The organism is Bacillus sp. FSL R5-0434 (assembly GCF_038004745.1).
GTDB classification, from domain to species: Bacteria; Bacillota; Bacilli; order Bacillales; family Bacillaceae; genus Bacillus; species Bacillus halotolerans.
Genome location: NZ_JBBORV010000001.1, coordinates 356,037 through 375,234, shown reverse-complemented (window position 1 = coordinate 375,234; position 19,198 = coordinate 356,037). Strand labels below are relative to the sequence as shown.

General features: G+C 44.8%; 20 protein-coding genes. 8 read left to right on the top strand and 12 right to left on the bottom strand.

Annotation, left to right across the window (positions count from 1 at the left end):
- Positions 1–514 precede the first annotated feature (514 nt).
- A complete protein-coding gene (hxlR, locus tag NYE43_RS01990; protein ID WP_003241118.1) occupies positions 515–877 on the bottom strand; it encodes a transcriptional activator HxlR in 363 nt (120 codons plus the stop codon).
- Positions 878–1,108: 231 nt separating this feature from the next.
- Between hxlR and hxlA the strand changes: the two genes are divergently transcribed.
- From hxlA to NYE43_RS01965, 5 genes are all read left to right on the top strand, one after another.
- On the top strand, positions 1,109–1,741 hold the full coding sequence (gene hxlA, locus NYE43_RS01985; protein ID WP_003224929.1) for a 3-hexulose-6-phosphate synthase: 633 nt from the start codon (positions 1,109–1,111) through the stop codon (positions 1,739–1,741).
- A gap of 5 nt (positions 1,742–1,746) precedes the next feature.
- Positions 1,747–2,304, top strand: a complete 558-nt coding sequence (gene hxlB / locus NYE43_RS01980; protein WP_185848295.1) for a 6-phospho-3-hexuloisomerase — start codon at positions 1,747–1,749, stop codon at positions 2,302–2,304.
- 112 nt (positions 2,305–2,416) lie between these two features.
- Positions 2,417–4,141 (top strand): methyl-accepting chemotaxis protein TlpC, encoded by a 1,725-nt coding sequence (gene tlpC / locus NYE43_RS01975; RefSeq protein ID WP_185848296.1) that lies wholly within the window; start codon positions 2,417–2,419, stop codon positions 4,139–4,141.
- Positions 4,142–4,325: 184 nt separating this feature from the next.
- A complete protein-coding gene (nucA, locus tag NYE43_RS01970; RefSeq protein ID WP_024120178.1) occupies positions 4,326–4,763 on the top strand; it encodes a DNA-entry nuclease in 438 nt (145 codons plus the stop codon).
- A gap of 26 nt (positions 4,764–4,789) precedes the next feature.
- Positions 4,790–5,188 (top strand): competence protein ComJ, encoded by a 399-nt coding sequence (locus tag NYE43_RS01965; protein WP_024120177.1) that lies wholly within the window; start codon positions 4,790–4,792, stop codon positions 5,186–5,188.
- A 35-nt stretch (positions 5,189–5,223) separates the two neighbouring features.
- Here NYE43_RS01965 and NYE43_RS01960 read toward each other — a convergent pair whose 3' ends face one another.
- The 5 genes from NYE43_RS01960 to NYE43_RS01940 all read right to left on the bottom strand — a co-directional run bounded on the left by NYE43_RS01960 (position 5,224) and on the right by NYE43_RS01940 (position 9,631).
- A complete protein-coding gene (locus NYE43_RS01960) occupies positions 5,224–6,657 on the bottom strand; it encodes a glycoside hydrolase family 1 protein (RefSeq protein WP_095714429.1) in 1,434 nt (477 codons plus the stop codon).
- A gap of 72 nt (positions 6,658–6,729) precedes the next feature.
- On the bottom strand, positions 6,730–7,458 hold the full coding sequence (locus tag NYE43_RS01955; protein ID WP_024120175.1) for an AAA family ATPase: 729 nt from the start codon (positions 7,456–7,458) through the stop codon (positions 6,730–6,732).
- A gap of 151 nt (positions 7,459–7,609) precedes the next feature.
- Positions 7,610–7,945, bottom strand: a complete 336-nt coding sequence (locus NYE43_RS01950; protein ID WP_185848297.1) for a YckD family protein — start codon at positions 7,943–7,945, stop codon at positions 7,610–7,612.
- An 81-nt stretch (positions 7,946–8,026) separates the two neighbouring features.
- Complete coding sequence (locus NYE43_RS01945) at positions 8,027–8,482, bottom strand: RDD family protein (protein WP_185848298.1); 456 nt, start codon at positions 8,480–8,482, stop codon at positions 8,027–8,029.
- A 12-nt stretch (positions 8,483–8,494) separates the two neighbouring features.
- A complete protein-coding gene (locus NYE43_RS01940) occupies positions 8,495–9,631 on the bottom strand; it encodes a zinc-dependent alcohol dehydrogenase (protein WP_185848299.1) in 1,137 nt (378 codons plus the stop codon).
- A 167-nt stretch (positions 9,632–9,798) separates the two neighbouring features.
- On the opposite strand from NYE43_RS01940, the gene NYE43_RS01935 reads away from it, so the two are divergent.
- Together NYE43_RS01935 and NYE43_RS01930 are read left to right on the top strand one after the other, a co-directional pair.
- On the top strand, positions 9,799–10,662 hold the full coding sequence (locus NYE43_RS01935) for a transporter substrate-binding domain-containing protein (protein WP_185848300.1): 864 nt from the start codon (positions 9,799–9,801) through the stop codon (positions 10,660–10,662).
- A gap of 9 nt (positions 10,663–10,671) precedes the next feature.
- Positions 10,672–11,352 carry an amino acid ABC transporter permease gene (locus tag NYE43_RS01930; RefSeq protein WP_026014657.1) on the top strand — a complete coding sequence of 227 codons (681 nt, stop codon included), beginning with the start codon at positions 10,672–10,674 and terminating at the stop codon, positions 11,350–11,352.
- Positions 11,353–11,399: 47 nt separating this feature from the next.
- Here NYE43_RS01930 and zinU read toward each other — a convergent pair whose 3' ends face one another.
- The 6 genes from zinU to NYE43_RS01900 form a co-directional block, all read right to left on the bottom strand.
- Positions 11,400–12,593, bottom strand: coding sequence for a zinc metallochaperone ZinU (gene zinU / locus NYE43_RS01925; protein ID WP_024120169.1), 1,194 nt, complete (start codon positions 12,591–12,593; stop codon positions 11,400–11,402).
- A gap of 29 nt (positions 12,594–12,622) precedes the next feature.
- Positions 12,623–12,745: a hypothetical protein gene (locus NYE43_RS01920; RefSeq protein ID WP_260627291.1), complete on the bottom strand. Its 123-nt coding sequence runs from the start codon at positions 12,743–12,745 to the stop codon at positions 12,623–12,625.
- On the bottom strand, positions 12,724–13,791 hold the full coding sequence (locus NYE43_RS01915; protein WP_260627292.1) for a lysine N(6)-hydroxylase/L-ornithine N(5)-oxygenase family protein: 1,068 nt from the start codon (positions 13,789–13,791) through the stop codon (positions 12,724–12,726). The genes NYE43_RS01920 and NYE43_RS01915 overlap by 22 nt, the downstream gene beginning before the upstream one ends.
- Positions 13,792–13,875: 84 nt before the next feature.
- The gene (locus tag NYE43_RS01910; protein WP_024120168.1) at positions 13,876–14,451 is read right to left on the bottom strand and encodes a L,D-transpeptidase; all 576 of its coding nucleotides are present in this window, start codon (positions 14,449–14,451) and stop codon (positions 13,876–13,878) included.
- Between the two features lie 2 nt (positions 14,452–14,453).
- Entirely contained in the window at positions 14,454–15,362 is a 909-nt protein-coding gene (folE2, locus tag NYE43_RS01905; RefSeq protein ID WP_185848301.1) for a GTP cyclohydrolase FolE2, read from the bottom strand.
- A 128-nt stretch (positions 15,363–15,490) separates the two neighbouring features.
- Entirely contained in the window at positions 15,491–16,696 is a 1,206-nt protein-coding gene (locus NYE43_RS01900) for an MFS transporter (RefSeq protein WP_024120167.1), read from the bottom strand.
- Between the two features lie 181 nt (positions 16,697–16,877).
- Here NYE43_RS01900 and nirB point away from each other — a divergent pair, with 181 nt between their 5' ends.
- Positions 16,878–19,196 (top strand): nitrite reductase large subunit NirB, encoded by a 2,319-nt coding sequence (nirB, locus tag NYE43_RS01895; RefSeq protein WP_340928043.1) that lies wholly within the window; start codon positions 16,878–16,880, stop codon positions 19,194–19,196.
- Positions 19,197–19,198 lie beyond the last annotated feature (2 nt).

Sequence of the window (19,198 nt, the reverse complement as noted above, 5' to 3'; positions counted from 1 at the left end):
ATCCTTTGACAGCTTTTGAATCTAATGAACTAACTGCTCAAAAAGCCAAAAGTACTACTTCTCAAAAGCGTTGCATCTAAACAAAAAACACAAAGCGACCTAAAAATAGCCAGCCGTAAGCATTGATTGCGGTGTCAGGCACAGGCAGATAAAGACCGCAAGCCCTCTTGCCCTAAAGTGAAACATTTTTGCCTATTTCTTCATTGTTTTCAATATTTTTAACCTTTCTAACGTTCACTTTAAATGAAAAAAATGTTTTTATCACCGAAAAATGGGTGAAAAGTTTCATGCGGGATACCGAAAAGATTCCAGTTTATTCACTGGGATATTTTTGCGGGATACCGCAATAATTTCCACTAAACATTATTTACAGAAAAATAAAAATTTTTAAAATGCACTCTCACGCTATTTCCCATTTATTGTTGAAAGCCATTTACAATCTTTACATCCCATATGTTTACCGCGCAAAAACCGAAAAACAGGCAAAAAAAAGACACCCTTAGCCAAGAGCGCCTTACAACGATTCCTTAATGACATTTTTGTCGATATCAATCAATTCCATATAGCCTTTCCCCCACTCATACATGGCATCAAGAATAGGCATCAGGCTTTCTCCTTGCGGGGTCAAGGAATATTCAACCTTCGGCGGGACAACCGGATACACTTCCCTGTGAACAATCATATCCTGCTCAAGCTCTCTCAGCTGATTCACGAGGATCTTCTGCGTAATATCAGGAATCAAAGCTTTCAATTCATTAAAACGTTTTGTGCCTTCTTTTCCTAAATGCCACAAAATGAGCATTTTCCATTTGCCACCGATCACCGCAAGCGTTAATTCCTTCTCACAATTAAACCTTTTGTCGTCCATCCGGCTCAAAAGAAATCCCCCCTTAGTATCCTTTTTGTATGTTAGATACGTATCATCACTTACTTACTTTTTGGCAGACTCTTTTTCATTATACTCACTCATAAAACCAAGCGAAAGAAATCTGATTGCCCCTTCTCACAGTATCCTCAAAGTAACTAGTTGACTTCAAAGTGCCTACTTCTCAGCTAAAGAGGGAACCTATAGAATGAAAAATAATTCGAATAAGGGAGTGGATCAACAATGGAATTACAGCTGGCATTAGACCTAGTAAATATCCCGGAAGCCATCGAGCTTGTCAAAGAAGTAGAACAATACATCGACGTGGTTGAGATCGGAACACCGGTTGTCATTAATGAAGGCCTTAGAGCCGTTAAAGAAATAAAAGAAACATTTCCGCAATTGAAGGTCCTGGCAGACCTGAAAATCATGGATGCCGGCGGATACGAAATTATGAAAGCGTCGGAAGCTGGAGCTGACATCATCACCGTTTTAGGGGCTACAGACGATGCAACAATTAAAGGCGCAGTAGAAGAAGCCAAAAAACAGAAGAAGAAAATCTTAGTGGACATGATTAACGTGAAAGATATTGAATCCCGTGCGAAAGAAATTGACGCACTCGGTGTTGACTACATCTGCGTCCACACTGGTTATGATCTTCAAGCAGAGGGCAAAAACTCTTTCGAAGAATTAACGACCATCAAAAATACCGTAAAAAACGCAAAAACCGCAATTGCGGGCGGCATCAAACTTGATACACTGCCAGAAGTGATCAAACAAAACCCTGACCTTGTCATTGTTGGGGGCGGAATTACAAGCGCAGCCGATAAAGCAGAAACAGCTTCAAAAATGAAACAGCTTATTGCCCAAGGATAAATAAAATGAAAACGACTGAATACGTAACGGAAATTCTCAATGAATTACACCGTTCAGCGGCTTATATTTCTAATGAAGAAGCTGATCAGCTTGCCGATCACATTTTTTCGTCCAATCAAATTTTCACTGCGGGCGCGGGGCGGTCTGGCCTGATGGCAAAATCCTTCGCGATGAGATTGATGCACATGGGCTTTAACGCTCATATTGCCGGTGAGGTTCTCACTCCGCCGCTCCGCAAAGGAGACCTCGTCATTATCGGCTCAGGATCAGGCGAGACAAAGAGCCTGATCCATACAGCAGCTAAAGCAAAAAGCTTACACGGAATTGTTGCCGCTTTAACCATCAATCCGGATTCGAGCATTGGAAAACAATCGGATCTCATCGTCAAAATGCCTGGCTCTCCTAAAGACCAGTCAAACGGAAGCTATAAAACGATGCAACCAATGGGTTCATTATTTGAGCAAACATTGCTGCTGTTCTATGATGCAATAATTTTAAAACTCATGGAGAAAAAAGGACTCGATTCTGAAACCATGTTCACTTACCACGCAAACCTTGAATAGCGTCACACAGCCGGCCTGGAGATCAGGCCGGTTTTAATATCCCCTAAAATAAAACTTTACACCGAAAAACCCGATAAGTAATATGACCTACAAACAAACAGAGGGAGGAATTATGTTGAAAAAACAAATAAAGCTGAAGCTTGGAACTAAAATTCTCAGCTTGGTCTTCGCAGTTATTCTATTGTTTTCTCTATCAGTCGGCGCCGTAATGCTAAAAGACATTACAAGCAGCATGAAAAAAATGGCCACTGAAAAAGCAAAAGGCGATCTTGCTTTAAGCAGCACGTATATTGACGACGTGATTTTAGGGAACTGGGAGGTAAAAAACGATAAGCTGTATAAAGGCGAGACACAAATAAACGGAAATGAAGAAATTGTTGATCTGCTTGGCAAAAAAACAGGTGACACCGTAACGATTTTCCAAGGAGATACTCGGGTCGCAACCAACGTAATGAAAGACGGCGAAAGAGCTGTCGGCACTCAAGCTTCTGCTGAGGTCACTGACGCTGTTTTAAAAAACGGGAAGCAATTCTACGGACAAGCAGATGTGGCAGGCTCCTCTTATCAAACAGCATATATGCCCTTAAAAGATAAGGAAGGCAACATTATCGGTATGCTGTATACAGGAGCCAATCAAAGCATTTTAGCATCGCTTACCCAATCGCTGTTCACTCAATTCGCTATCGTTCTTGCTGTAGTTATTATTATATCTGTCATCCTTGTTTTGCTTTTCACCAGAAGAATCAACCGTCGGCTGAACGTATTAAAATACGCCTTTGAAAGCGCCGGAAACGGAGATATGACAATAGAAGTTTCAGACAAGTCCGCTGATGAGTTAGCAGAACTAAGTGTCTACTATAATAAGATGAGAATGAAGCTGAATCAGACAATCCAAACGGTACAGCAATCCGCCCTTCAGCTTGCATCAGCCTCTCAGCAGCTTTCAGCCGGAGCAGAAGAAACCAATCAAGCCTCCGAAAAGATCACAGAAGCTGTTCAGCAAATTGCAAACGGTGCCAAACATCAAATCACACGAATCGAAAACAGTGAAAAATCACTGGAGCAAACAACAGCTGACATACGGCATATTTCTTCAAATACTGCTGCCATTGCTGAGAAAGGACAGCTTGCGCAATCAAAAGCAGACATTGGCCAAAATGAAATTTCAAATGTTCAGGCACAAATGGATACCATTCACCATTCGATTGAAAAAAGCGGAGAGATCATTCAGCAGCTGGACGGTCGTTCTAAACAAATTGAACAAATTTTATCCGTTATCACCCAAATTGCCGATCAGACAAACCTGCTTGCTCTTAATGCAGCAATTGAAGCTGCCCGAGCAGGAGAACACGGTAAAGGCTTTGCCGTTGTTGCTGATGAAGTTCGCAAATTAGCAGAGGAATCTCAACGGTCTGTCGGACAGATTTCCAAATTAATCGCTGAGATAAAAAATGATATGACTGAATCTGCGCAGTCTGTTGAACATGTGAAAACAGAAGCTGCTGAAGGTGTAAACATGATTCACCGCACCAGAGACGCATTTAAAGAAATTGCAGCCGCAACAGATGAAATCACTGCGGAAATCAGCGATTTATCAGCATCTGTTACCAACATTTCAGCAAGTACGCAAAAAATCAATGAATCCTTTGCCGCCAATACAACAGACATTAAAGAATCAACAGAGAGTACCCGGCAGGCGGCAGCTTTAACAGAAGAGCAATTTGCCGCAATGGAAGAGATTACTGCAGCCTCAGAAACGTTATCTCAATTGGCTGAAGAGCTTACGAGTATCATAAGTCAATTTAAAATGATTGATCAACCTGAAAACAGCCTATAATCTAGTATCAATATTTCAATTTGATAACGTTATTTTTTTAAAATGAATATTTCGATCTGCTAAAATTACGATTTCTGCAATAAACCTAAGGCAAAACAAAAAATTTTAATCTTTACACCCAGCCCTTTCTGCATTACTCTTGGAGCAGTTTTAAAGTTGCTGACGCGGGAGGTGATCATCACGAATGGACATTATAAAAACTTTACTTCTCGTAATAGTCGTCATAGCAGCTGCAGCTGTTGGCCTGATTAAGGGAGACTTTTTCTCAGACGATCAAAAAACGTCTCAAACAGAAGAATATGACGAAACACTGGCCTTCCCTTCTGAGCGTTATCCTGAGACAGCAAATCATATCAAGGACGCAATAAGTGAGGGGCATTCAGATGTGTGCACCATAGACAGAGACGGAGCTGAGGAACGCCGCGAACAATCATTAAAAGACGTACCTTCCAAAACAGGGTATGACCGAGATGAATGGCCAATGGCCATGTGCAAAGAAGGCGGTGAAGGGGCTTCTGTAGAATATATTTCTCCCGCTGACAATCGCGGCGCAGGCTCCTGGGTCGGGCATCAGCTGACCGATTACCCTGATGGCACAAAGGTTTTATTTACGATTCAGTAAACAGTTAAAAGAGGAGGAACAGCACATTGATCAAATCATGGAAGCCGCAAGAACTGACGATTTCATATCATCAATTTACTGTATTTCAAAAGGGTTCCGCACCGCCTGTCATCGATTGGACAGATGAAGCGATTGAAAAAGGATATGCGGAAGCGGACGAAGCCATTTCGTTTGAGGCACAGCGAAATTCAAAGGTATATATTCTTTTACGCCTTAACAGTTCAGAAACAGTTGCATCCTATGAAAAAAAAGTGACTGTTCCTTTTCACGTCACAACAGACGGAATTGAAATTGAAAGCATCATGTCCAAGAGGCTGTCCTTTGACCTTCCTAAAGGAGACTATCAATTCACATGCTACACTGTGCCGGCTGAGCTGTCAGATCTGCACGCTGACACTTATATCATTGATGCTGTTTCCGTCTAATGAAAAGCCCTGAGAGGAATACTCTCAGGGACTCTTTATACATTTTCTCCATTTGTCTTAATGACATCCTGATACCAATAAAAGCTTTTTTTCTTCAATCGTTTTAAGTCATGTTCATTCTCTTCGTCACGATTCACATAAACAAAGCCGTATCTTTTTTGATAACCGTTCAGCCAGCTTAACAGATCAGTAAATGACCAGCTGCAATATCCAATCAAATCGACTCCATCACTAATGGCCTGTCTGCATTGCTCAAGATGCGATTGCAAATAATCAATTCTATAATCATCATGTATAGTGCCTTCTTCAACTTTATCGAATTCTCCTAAACCGTTTTCTGTAATAAACACAGGAAGCTGATAACGTGTCGTAATACGGCGAAGCCCGATACGCAATCCTACCGGATCAATCGTCCAATCCCAGTTGCTCGTTGTTAGGTTAGGATTTTTCTTAGTTTTAAATAGTCCCGGCATCCCTGTTTCCTGATTGGTCCCTTTTTGTCCCGTCGTATTCATTTTCCCTTCTGAGACACCGTCGAGCGGATTTCGTTCGTAAGTAATCGTTTGATAATAGTTGACACCTACAAAATCCGGCTTCCCTTTGGCAAGCAGCTCCATATCACCCGGTTCGACTGTCGGCGCCCATCCCTGTTTTTCTAAATAGCGGAAAGGAATTTGCGGGTAGGTTCCCCAGCAGTACATATCCAGCCACCAATTATTCATAAATTCTTCAGCATTTTCAAATGCCGTAATGTCCTCTGGATGACTGGTTAAAGGGTATGCGGGAGAATAAGCAAAGCTTGGTCCTATTTTGCCTTCGGGCACATATTTTCTGAAGGACTCAATGGCTTTCGCATTTGCCAGAAACGCAATATGATTTGCTTCGTAAAATCGTTTTCTGTCCTTCACGCCAGGCGGATGCATAGCTGTTAGAAAGCCGTGATTAAAATTGTAGTTTTGTTCATTTAACGTTACCCAATATTTCACTTTCTGCCCAAAGCGTTTATAAAGAGTAATGCAGTAATGATTAAAATCCTCTATGATGTTTCTCGACTCAAATCCGCCATATTCGTCCATAAGCGCCTGAGGCAAATCCCAGTGATATAAAGTCAAAACCGGTTCTATGTTATGAGAAAGCAATTCATCAATCAGGTTATCGTAAAATGCCAGACCGGCTTCATTGATTTCTCCTTTTCCTTTTGGAAAAATACGCGGCCAGCTGACAGAGAATCGATATGCCTTCAGCCCCATCTCAGCCATCAGAGCGACATCTTCCTTATAACGGTGATAATGGTCAACTGCAACATCACCATTGGTGCCCTTAAACGTTTTGCCGGGGATTTTCGTAAACACGTCCCATACAGAAGGGCCTTTGCCATCTTCGTTCCAAGCTCCTTCAACCTGGTAAGCTGCTGAAGCCGAGCCCCATAAAAAATGTTTCGGAAAAGATTCTGGATGTTGATGGATCATTGTGTTAATCACTCCTGAAATATTTGATAAGCCTATCATAGGCTATGAAACGCGTTTCATAGCAACACGATGTTAATCCCGGAACAGCTCAGCTAATATTTTCTCTCTTTGTTCAAGAAAATATCTTGTTAACTGGACGTGTTCAGTGCTTTCGTATTCTGTATGATGAATACTGCCCCCGTCAAAGCTGAAAATGTCAGCATTCGGATAACCCAGCAAAATTGGGGAGTGAGTGGCAATGATGAACTGTACATTTCCGCCCTTCACTAAATCGTGTATGACTCTCAAAAAAGCTAACTGACGCGCGGGAGAAAGAGCAGCTTCAGGCTCATCTAAAAGATAAATAGCTTTTCCTTTAAAACGATGTTGGAACAGCGACATAAAAGACTCACCATGCGATTGCTTGTGCAGCGGCCTTCCACCATAGGAGAGATATGGCTGCGGAGCATCCCGTTCCACTTCATCAAGATGAAGAGAAAGCTGATAAAACGATTCTGCTCTTAAGAAAAAACCATTTGTGATCTTAGGAAGCCATGATAAACGTATGTAATCTCCCAAATGAGAGTCTGACTCCTGCAATTCATAGATATTATTACGGCTGCCGCCCGCTGTATTAAATTCACACTTATCAGCAATTGCTTCAAGCAACGTCGATTTCCCCGAGCCATTTTCCCCGACAAAAAAAGTCACTTCTCTGGTAAATGAAATGTCGTGTAATTGACTTACAGCAGGGATAGTGAATGGGTATCTGTTAAAGGACGGGATCTTATCTCTAAGGAGTGTTACTCTTTTTAAAAACATAGCTTCTCCTCTCGCGTTAAATGAATATATTAAGTAAAATCTTTTGAGCCATAAGAATGCGTTCTCATATTCCAAATTATATATTATATTGTCAGTATATTCTTTTTAACGGTAATGAAAAAGCACCCAACCTTAATTGGATGCTTACAGCCTAATGTCTCTTTTCAAATTTATGCGGATGAGGATGAGGCTTCGGAACAAAGCCGTTTTGTTTCATCATTTCAAAGTGTTTGACCATGTGATTTTTGATGTGATCTCCTCTTTCTTTAGGCAGAACTCCGTATTCTACATACTTTGAGATGACATCCTTGCGTTTTTTTAATATGTCTGCTTCCAGCTGTTCAATTTCTTTCTTTTGCTGTTCAGTCAGTGTAACGTTTGCAGGCGGCTGCTGATTCTGTTTTCCCGCTGCTTCAGCTGTGCCAGTTAAAGAAATAACAGCCGCGGCAATGAGCATTCCGATGATATTGACTTTCACTTTTTTCATCCAGTTTATTCCTCCTAGCTTTTTTCATATATTTTGCTTCTTTTTGGTTTTTTATGTATACAAAATAAAAAGAGCGAACCACTATTCGCTCTTTCTGATCTGTTCGTCCGTATATAGTTCTTCTTCTCCCGGTGATGCGTAAGTCACGTATGTTCCTGCGATAAAATCATGCAGCGTCCGTTTGTCTTCTCTCAGCCCAATCATAAAAAGGCTGACAATTAAGCCAAGCCCGAAGGTTATGCCGTAAACCAGTCCGGCAATGATGACTCGCATAATCATGGTAACCAGGCCGACCTGTGACCCATCTTTTTTTACGATTCTGATTCCGCAAATCCTTTTTCCGATGAGATAACCTTGCCAAAATACCGGCAGCAAAATAGAGTACAGCAAAACGACCAGGCTGATAATCATGCTGTCGTTCGGGTCTTTTCCTGTGATCAGCCAATAGATCAGCAAAAGGGGCACCGAGACAATAATGTAATCCAGTAATGAAGCTCCTAGTCTGATCCAAAATCCGGCCGGTTTATAGTTCTTCATGTAACTCCCCCATTATGGTTTCAATATGACTTTGATGTTGCCGTCTTCTTTCTTATCGAATATATCATATGCTCTAGGGGCATCAGCAAGACTTAATTTGTGCGTAATGATATCAGTAGGATCAATTTCTTGCTGCTCAACCATTTGATACAGCATCGGCATCAGATGAATGACGGGTGCCTGTCCCATCTTGACAGAGACATTGCGGGTGAAGAAATCGCCGAGCGGAAAACCGTCCGCTTGAGAAATATATGCCCCTGTCAGCTGAACTGTGCCGAACTTTCTGACTGCTTCAGACGCGGTGAGAATCGGGCTGATGGTTCCGAATTGGTTCGGCTTTTCAGATGTTTTTTCTTTCGACAGCGGGGTCCCGTCCATTCCGACACAATCAATAACGACATCCGCTCCGCCGTCCGTTTCATTATAAAGAAGCTTCCCGATCTCATCATGTTCTGTAAAGTTGAACGTTTCCACGCTGTTTGTCCGTTTTGCATGCTCCAGGCGATGAGGAACTTGATCAACGGAGATGACGCGTTTCGCTCCCTTCATCCAAGCGAATTTTTGCGCCATTAATCCAATCGGCCCCGCTCCCAGAATCAAGACGGTATCGCCTTTTTTCACTCCACTGTGCTCCACGCTCCAATATGCTGTCGGCATCACGTCGGATAGAAACAAGACCTGTTCATCCTTAAGCTCACTGTCGGCAGGAACTTTGAAGGATGAAAAATCAGCAAACGGCACCCGCAAGTATTCAGCCTGCCCTCCGGGAAAATTGCCGTTATCTTCAGAGAAACCAAATAAACCGCCGGCATCGGTATGCGGGTTTGGATTTGATTCGTCGCACTGGCTCTCCATTTGATGCTTGCAATAAAAGCATTCGCCGCACCCAATGTTAAACGGAATCACGACACGATCGCCTTTTTTTAGTGATTGAACCTCGCTTCCGGTCTCTTCAACTACTCCCATCGGTTCATGTCCGATAATATAATCCGGCGCAGCCGGAATCCCGTTTTTATACAAATGAAGATCAGAGCCGCAAATACCCGTTGCCGTAATGCGGATAATAGCATCTCTTGCATCCTGAATCCGTGGAGCTTCAACCTCTTTCACTTCCACATGCTCTTTCCCTTGGTATGTCAGTGCTTTCATCCTTGGCCAACTCCTTTTTTATGACTCCTTCCCTTCCCGGCTGGTTTTAAACTCGCAGCTTCATTTGTATACACAATTCGAACTTTTTGAAAACGCCATCAACATATTGCAACCCCTTATGTTCAATGCTATCTTTTTAGTTGATTAACAGATTGGGGGAAACATAGGTGAAATCATGTAAGCAATCAAAAGCCGTTATCTTTAGCTTTACAATGGCTTTCTTTCTTATACTGGCAGCCTGTTCCGGCAAAGATGAAGCCGGTTCCAAGCATACAGGCTGGGAGCAGATCAAAGAAAAAGGAAAAATCGTCGTTGCTACGTCCGGCACACTTTATCCTACGTCCTATCATGATACCGATTCAGGTAAGGATCAACTGACAGGCTATGAGGTTGAAGTTGTTCGAGAAGCGGTTAAGCGTCTCGGGCTCAAAGTCGAGTTCAAGGAAATGGGCATCGACGGGATGCTGACAGCGGTGAACAGCGGCCAGGTTGACGCTGCCGCCAATGATATAGATGTGACAAAGGACCGCGAGAAGAAGTTCGCGTTTTCTTCTCCTTATAAATATTCATATGGCACAGCCATTGTCCGAAAAGATGATTTATCAGGGATTAAAACACTGAAAGATTTAAAAGGGAAAAAAGCGGCTGGCGCAGCGACAACTGTCTATATGGACGTTGCCAGAAAATACGGCGCACAAGAAGTCATTTATGATAACGCGACCAACGAGCAGTATTTAAAAGATGTTGCCAACGGCCGCACTGATGTCATCTTAAACGACTATTACCTGCAGACACTGGCACTTGCGGCATTTCCGGATCTTAACATCACGATCCATCCTGACATCAAGTACATGCCGAACAAACAGGCCCTTGTCATGAAAAAAAGCAATACTGAGCTTCAGAAACAAATGAACGAGACGCTGAAAAAGATGAGCAAGGACGGCACTTTGACAAAGCTGTCGAAACAATTCTTTAATAAAGCGGATGTATCAAAGAAACTGGATATCGACGTTCAAGACGTTGACCTGTAATCAGACGCCATGATGTACAGCATTCAGTGGGAATATATTTTCAACACACAGCTGGCGATTGAATCGTTTCCTTATGTCATAAAAGGTATAGGGTACACGTTGCTTATTTCTTTTGTCAGCATGTTTGCGGGAACGGTAATCGGGCTGTTTATATCACTCGCCAGAATGTCTAAGATTGCCCTGCTGAGATGGCCGGCGCGTCTTTACATTTCTTTTATGCGCGGCGTTCCGATTTTGGTGATCCTGTTTATCCTTTATTTTGGATTCCCTTATATCGGCATTGAATTTTCTGCCGTTACGGCCGCTTTGATCGGCTTTAGCCTCAACAGCGCCGCTTATATTGCGGAAATTAACCGTTCAGCCATTTCATCCGTTGAAAAAGGGCAGTGGGAAGCCGCATCCTCGCTCGGTCTTTCCTATTGGCAGACGATGAGGGGCATCATTTTGCCGCAATCGATCCGTATTGCGCTGCCTCCGCTCGCCAATGTATTGCTCGATTTGATCAAGGCATCCTCGCTCGCCGCGATGATTACGGTGCCGGAATTGCTCCAGCATGCGAAAATTATTGGGGGCCGAGAGTTTGATTACATGACCATGTATATTCTGACCGCGCTCATTTATTGGGCCATTTGCTCCGTAGCGGCGGCTTTTCAGAATATCCTTGAGAAGAAATACGCGCATTATCTTTAAACAAACGTTTCATTAAAAAAAGCCGCTCCGCAGGAGACGGCTTTTTCCTATTGATTCAGCTTCCATTTAAATGGATCTTCAAACAGCGACCAATCGGAATCAAACTCATATTCAGTCAGCAAACATTGATCCAGCTCCTTCGTAATGGCGTCTTCATCCAAGTCTGTTCCGATAAACACCAGCTGCGTCAGACGATCGCCGAATTCCGGGTCCCAATCCTCTAATATTTCCGGCTCCTGCTGTTTGATTTGCTCCTGCTCAAGCTTCGGCATTGCCGCCACCCAATAAGATACCGGCTCAATCGTTACGGACGGGCCGGCTTGGGACATCAGAAGAGCGAGGCTGTTATGCGATGCGCACCAGACAATACCTTTGGCGCGGACAACATTTTTAGGCATTTGATCCATCCAGTGATAAAAGCGCGTTGAATGAAATGGCAGCCGTCTTTTATAAACAAATGAAGAAATGCCGTATTCCTCGGTTTCCGGGGTATGGGCTGCATGGCCTGCCGTCAGCTCTTTTATCCAGCCGGCAGATCCGTTCGCTTCCTCGAAGTTAAATAGCCCCGTATGTAAAATCTCCTGCGGCTTGACGTTCCCTTTGACAGCACGAATGAATGTAGCCCTTGGCTGCAGGGTGCGAAGGACTTTCTCAAGCTGTTCAAGCTCTTGCTCGCTGACTAAATCACATTTATTTAAGATCAGAACATCGCAAAACTCAATTTGATCGATTAACAGGTCGGCAATTTCTCTTTCGTCTTCTTCCCCAAGTGCTTCTTTGCGGTCCAGAAGGCTGTCACCCGACTGATAGTCATGCCAAAAACGGTTCGCATCGACCACTGTCACCATCGTATCTAACTCACAAAACTTGGTGAGATCGATTCCCAGCTCTTCGTCAATATAAGAAAATGTCTGGGCCACCGGGATCGGTTCGCTGATTCCCGTCGATTCGATTACGATATAATCAAACCGTCCGTCTTTTGCCAGCTTCTCCACTTCGACTAACAAATCCTCGCGAAGTGTGCAGCAAATGCAGCCGTTTGACATTTCCACTAGCTTTTCATCTGTTCTGGAAAGCCCGCCTTCCTGCTTGACCAGCCCCGCGTCAATGTTTACCTCGCTCATGTCATTTACAATAACGGCTATTTTTAAGCCTTCGCGATTTTGCAAAATGCTGTTGAGCAGTGTTGTTTTTCCCGCGCCAAGATAGCCGCTTAGTACTGTAACCGGAATTTTTTTCATTGTGATCATACCCTCTCAAAATAGAATCATTACGATTTAAATGCCGTATGTGTAATGGTGAATGCCGCTTTTCGCGCCCCGGAAATATTTCTCGCTGTCGGCCCGATTTCAAGTTCCGCAAAGGCACCCATCACGTATAACCCGTTCCCCATTGCAAATCCTTGCCGACAATCGGAAAGCCGCAGCCGGCAAAAAGCAATTGCTCTGCTTGCGCTGCTTTTTGAACCCACTCGAATCGGCTGATGTCAGAGGCAAAGCCTGTTGCCAGCGCGATATGTTCGAATGTGTATGACGATTCATTTTTCTTCAGCTGTATCTGCAGCCGGCCGTCAGCTGTTTTTTGACATGATATCACTTCATCCTGAATGACCTTTATCCTGCCCTCTTCTCTATAGACAGCAAGCTTTCTTGAGATGTCCTTCGGGAAGGAGCCGCGATGTCTGGCATTTGTGATCCATTGTCTTCTCTTTTGATAGTCTGACGTTTTGCTGAATCTTTTCATATACTTCGGGCCAAGCCAGCCCGGATCACTGTCAAAATCATAGGTGCGGAACGGATCCCTCACGAACATCGTCACGTCGCGCCCGTCATCTGAGAGCTTTATGGCGTAATGAGCCGCCGTGATCCCTCCGCCCACAACTGCCGCTTTTACGCCTTCCTGTTTTAACCCTTGCACATCCCTGTCAAACACATGATAAATGCCGTCATTCTGAAATGGCTGTGCCCACTCCGGCCAGCAAGGCTGTTGTGAAAAACTCATGGCTAGTACAACTCTTTCGCCCCTGATTGTTTCGGAGGCATCTGTCCTCACTTCCCACAATCCGTTTTTTCTTCTCAAGTCTGTCACCATGCCTGTCTTCCACGCCTGATCAATATGTATCTCATCCAATACAGTTTCACAATGCTGATTAAAAAGCGATAAAGAGGGGCGCTTATACCTCCCGAAGAATACCTCCGGCCACTGGCTTTTATCCGCATACGTTTGCAGGCTGAACGGCTCGGTATCCATGTGATGGACCGATGGAGAGCGTAAATCATTCATCCGAATGCGGGCCGTATTTCGCTTCCAGCACTCAAGGGGCTGTTCATGAGGATCAATGACCGCAAGATCATGGATAGACACCTTTCCGCTCTTCACCAGATACACAGCCAAGGTCGACCCTTGAATTCCGCCGCCGATGATAAGCCATTTATACATAGGAGTAACTCCTTTCCGAACAAAACGTAATTATTACGATTTAAATCGTATGTTCTTTTTTCCTTTTTGTCAACTGCTTTCTATTCAGCTGATCACAACTTTTGTGTGTTCAGGTATGTTTTCGTATATCCATTTCGCATCTGGAATGGATAGTCTGATACAGCCATGGGATGCTTTTGCCCCTAATTTTTTTGCTTCCTTTTCAATGACTTTTTTGTCCTTTGTCATGGGTACGCTGTGAAAAAGAAATTCTCCATGGTTTTTCCATGAGACCCAGTATTCCGCCCCTTCCTGATATCCTTCAGAGAAAAACCATTCTCCCCGTTCAGGCTCGATATGAAATGTGCCTTTCGGTGTGGAATCATCATGGGTTTGATCGAGTCCTGATGAAACGATCATGGTATAGATGGTTTTGCTTCCGGCATTGATATAAGCCTTCTGCTGTTTCACGTCCACATCAATCCAGACATTTTTCAGCTGCTTGATATCGGGGTATTCTCCGCCGGAAGGCTTTGTCCAATCAATGCTTGTTTTCTCTGCCGCTATGTGTTTGTCTGTTTTCTTCATTTGAGCTCCCGCTTTCTCGTCCGCATGATAAGAACAGGCTGACAGCAGAATTGCCGGCGCAAAAACAGCAATTAATAAGAATGAAAGTTTCATAGTCATTCCTCCTGTTTCGAAAACCTAAGCTTCGCATAGGCATCGTGCAGATGAATTGATTCTTCATTTCTGCATTCAATATCAAAGGCCGACACCCATTCAAGCTCATATAAGTCTGCTGCAATGAGACGGGCCAGATCCTCAACAAATCTGGGATTTTCATATGCGGTTTCCGTTACGGCCTTTTCATCCGGCCGCTTTAGCACCGGGTGCAGTCTCGCGCTGGCATTTGATTCTGCAACGTGAAGCAAATCGGCTTTGACATCGACTGGGAGCAGTGCCGCCGGATGAATATCGGCCAAAATGCTGACCGTTCCTCTCTGATTGTGGGCACTGTATTCACTGATTTCCTTAGAGCAAGGGCAAAGAGTCGTTACTTTCGCCGAGATACCGGCCCGCTGTTTAAACGGCTGATCTTCGTGATAGGTGACAGACATCAACATCTCAGCATGCATCAGCCCCGCTTTCTCAAGCATTGGACTCTTTCTTTCGAAATACCATGGAAACCGCACTTCGACGCAAGCCGAGATTTGATCCATGTTTTCTGCAAGCTCTTTCGTAAATTGCTGAAGAGAAGAAAATGTGAGAATCCAGCCGTTTTGATGATAGCGTTGGAGCTGCTCTGTTAATCGGCTCATATTGATGCCTTTCTGATTCCGCTGCAGGCTGGCGGTCATGGTAAAATTCGCTGCTGTCGTTTGCTGACAAGGCTTCATCGCTGAGGCAACAGTGACCGGGTGAGACACATTGGTGACACCTACTTGCTGAATATCAAAAAAATAGTCTTTTCTGATATTCTGAAGATCCTTCATGTTCTCCTTTTCCACAGGCTTTTGCCCTTTCACGGGACTGACCGACCCAAAATATCGAAGACGCTCCGTTTTTTCCGGGAGCAGAATGTGTTGTTCCAATCAGAAAACTCCTTCCGTTTTAAATCGTAATAATTACTATTTATTCTGATTGTTTCACGAGTTAAAATCAAGAGAAAGTTGAAAACAGCAAAAAAAGACACGCGCAATCGCGTGTCTCCCATCCAACATCAAACATCCGCCGGGCTGCTTTCCGCGCTCCAGCTTTTTCTCCAGTAATATCCTGCGGCAATCACAAGCACAAACGCCAGCAATGCGATACAGGAAAACGTGATAAATCCGATGGCATATGTGCCTGTCATCTGTTTTAATGACCCTAAAATGTTTGGCAGAAAGAACCCTCCGATGCCTCCTGCTGCGCCGACGATCCCCGTCACCATTCCGATTTCTTTCCGGAAGCGCTGCGGGACGAGCTGAAACACTGCTCCGTTGCCCATTCCGAGTCCCATCATTCCGACAAATAAAAGGATGATAACCATTGAAAGAGACGGCAGACTGCTGACTCCGGCCATGCAAAGAGCCACGATGACAAACAGAACAGAAAGAACCTTCGTGCCCCCGACTCGATCTGAAATCCAGCCCCCTACAGGCCGGAAAAAACTGCCCGCTGCTACACATAATGTGACGAAATCTCCCGCGTGAATTTTTGACAGCTGGTATTGATCGACGAAGAATATCGCCAAAAAGCTGGACAGCCCGACAAATCCTCCAAAAGTAACGCTGTACAGCAGACAGAAAAACCACGTTTCCTTTTGTCCGAACACCTGCAAGTAGTTTTTGAGCGGCTGCGGCGCCGGTTGTTCAGGAGAATTCTTCGCCATGAAAACAAATAGAATAAAGACGATGATCAGAGGAAGAAGCGCAATTCCCATCACACTGTGCCAGCCGAACTGCTCTGCAAGCCGGGGGCCAAACAGTGTCGCAAACAAGGTGCCGCTGTTACCCGCACCGGCTATCCCCATCGCCAGTCCCTGCAAATGAGGCGGATACCACCGGCTTGCCATAGGAAGCGCAACAGCAAAGCTCGCGCCTGCCACGCCAAGCAGAATGCCGATCGCGTAAAGCTCAGTCAGCGTACGGCCGCCAAAAGTTCCCCAAAGCAGCGGGATCATTGTCACCAGCATTCCGGTCACAGCTGTTTTTTTCGGCCCGATTCTGTCCGTTAATACGCCTAATATGATCCGAAACACAGATCCCGATAAAATCGGCACAGCCACGATAAGCCCTTTTTCAAAGGGAGACAGGCCAAAATCCTGAGAAATATAAACACCAAGCGCCCCAAGCATAACCCATATCATAAAACTTACATCAAAGTATAAAAACGAGCAGAGCAAAGTGGACGGGTGACCGCTTGTTTTCAGTTCCGACAGCTTCATAACATTCCCCTTTCTTGACCCTACAAAAATTTCAATTTTCTGAATTAAGAATATATGACCTTATTTTTTCGGAAAAGACATGTGTAAGCTAATGTGACACGTTTAATGCGTTAACTGAGCATTGTGCCATAATTTTTGATAGGAGAAAAACTTACAAGCTGAGGCAAAGGAGGTCTGGCAAATGAAGAAACAAAGATTAATTGTAGCAGGGAACGGAATGGCCGGAATTCGCTGTATTGAAGAAATATTAAAGCTTCATCGTGACATGTTTGAGATTGTCATTTTCGGCAGCGAACCGCATCCCAACTATAATCGCATTCTCTTATCCTCCGTTTTACAGGGGGAGGCATCGCTCAATGACATTGTGCTGAACAGCAGTGAATGGTACGCCAAGCAAGGCATTACACTTTACACAGGAGAAACAGTCGTTCAAATCAACACAGACTTGCAGCAAGTCATCACAGATCAAAAACGCAGCCTGTCCTACGACAAATTGATTCTGGCAACAGGCTCCTCCCCTCATATTCTCCCCATACCCGGGACAGACAAAGAAGGTGTTTACGGCTTTCGGACAATAGAAGACTGCCAAGCTTTTATCAGCATGGCGGAACGTTATCAAAAAGCAGCGGTCATCGGCGCCGGCTTATTAGGCCTTGAGGCGGCTGTCGGCCTGCGGCATCTGGGCATGGATGTCAGCGTCATTCACCACTCTCCCAGCATTATGCAAAAACAGCTCGATCAAACAGCGTCTCGTCTGCTGCAGTCTGAGCTGGAACGAAAAGGCTTAACCTTTCTTTTAGAGAAAGACACAGCATCCATTACAGGAGGCTCCCGGGCAGATGGTATCCGGTTCAGAGACGGAACTTCGATAAAAGCAGACTTGATTGTGATGGCGGCTGGTGTAAGACCCAATATCCAATTGGCTGCATCAGCAGGAATCGCCGCAAACCGCGGCTTCATCGTCAATCAATTCATGCAGACGAGCAAACCGAATGTGTATGCCGTCGGGGAATGCGCCGAGCACAACGGAATGGTATACGGATTGGTCGCGCCTCTTTATGAACAAGGAAAAGTCCTCGCTCAACACATCTGCGGCGCTCCATGTGAAGGATATCGTGGCTCTGCCCAATCTGCAGCCCTAAAAATAGCGGGAATTGATGTGTGGTCGGCAGGAAAGGTGCACGAAGACGCAGGCACGACGAGCATTAAGCTTCATGATGAACATGCCGGCTGCTACAAAAAAGTCCTCTTTGAGAACGACAAACTGGCTGGTGTAATTTTATTCGGAGACACACGTGATAAACAGCGGCTTCTCGACAGCCTGCTTAAACAAAGAGACATTTCCATTGTCAAAAAGCAGCTGATCGAACCGGATCAAAGCGGCATTTCATTTGCATCCATGCCTCCCACTGAACCCATTTGCCAATGCAACTCGGTGACAAAAGGTTTGATTGAAGAAGCGGTGCACACGAAAGGCTTAACAACGGTCGAAGAAGTTAAGCAGTGCACAAAAGCATCCGGCTCTTGCGGAGGCTGCAAGCCGCTCGTTGAAGACCTTCTGAAATACATGGAAAGCAGCGAATATACAGAACCAGCCGGCCAGCCTTCGTTTTGCGGCTGCACTGATTTGACGGAAGATGAAGTCATCGCCGAACTGCACCGATGTCATTTCCCCGATCCTGCTGAGGCAATGAATCAGCTTGGCTGGAAAACGAAAAACGGCTGCCGCGTTTGTGTTCCGGCGCTTCACTATTACATGGAATTGCTGCAGCCTGGGTATATCCAGTCTCCTGAAACATCGCCCAAGGATACATGCACCCTCATTCCGCAAATGTACGGCGGGCTGACAAATGCAAAGGAACTCAGAAACATCGCAAACATCATCGAGACATACGGCATCCCCAATGTTTCAATAACTCACGGCCAGAGGCTGAAGCTTTCCGGAATCCGGCCGAATGACCTTGCAAACATCAGAAAAGAACTGCACATGCCAGTTTTCACTCATCAGCACCGCCGCTCGCTGCAAAGTGTCATAGCATGTACGTGCGGGGAAGATCGCTCTATTCAAAAGCTGGCAAGCCATATCGAAAGACATACTGACATGCTTTCCATGCCCGATCACATATCCATCAGCTTGTCGTGTGAAAAAGACTGCACCGCCGCTGCTATACAGGATATCGGCGCCATTCGAACACAAGAGGGCTGGGACATTTACACTGGCGGCATCCGGGGAGGGCATGCCCGTGCCGGAATGCTGTTTTGTGTGACGGATAGCGAAGAAAATACTGCCATTATGATGAAAGGCCTTCTTCAGTATTATCGCGAAACGGCTCACTACGCAGAAGCGGTTCATCAGTGGATTGACCGCCTCGGCATCATTCATATCAGAGAGGTATTATTTGAACAGGATTTGCGGACGCAGCTGCTGGAAAACCTTCAAACTGACCTGTCATTGATACAAGATCAGCCTATACAGGCTGGCGCACTTAAGAAAGGATGAGG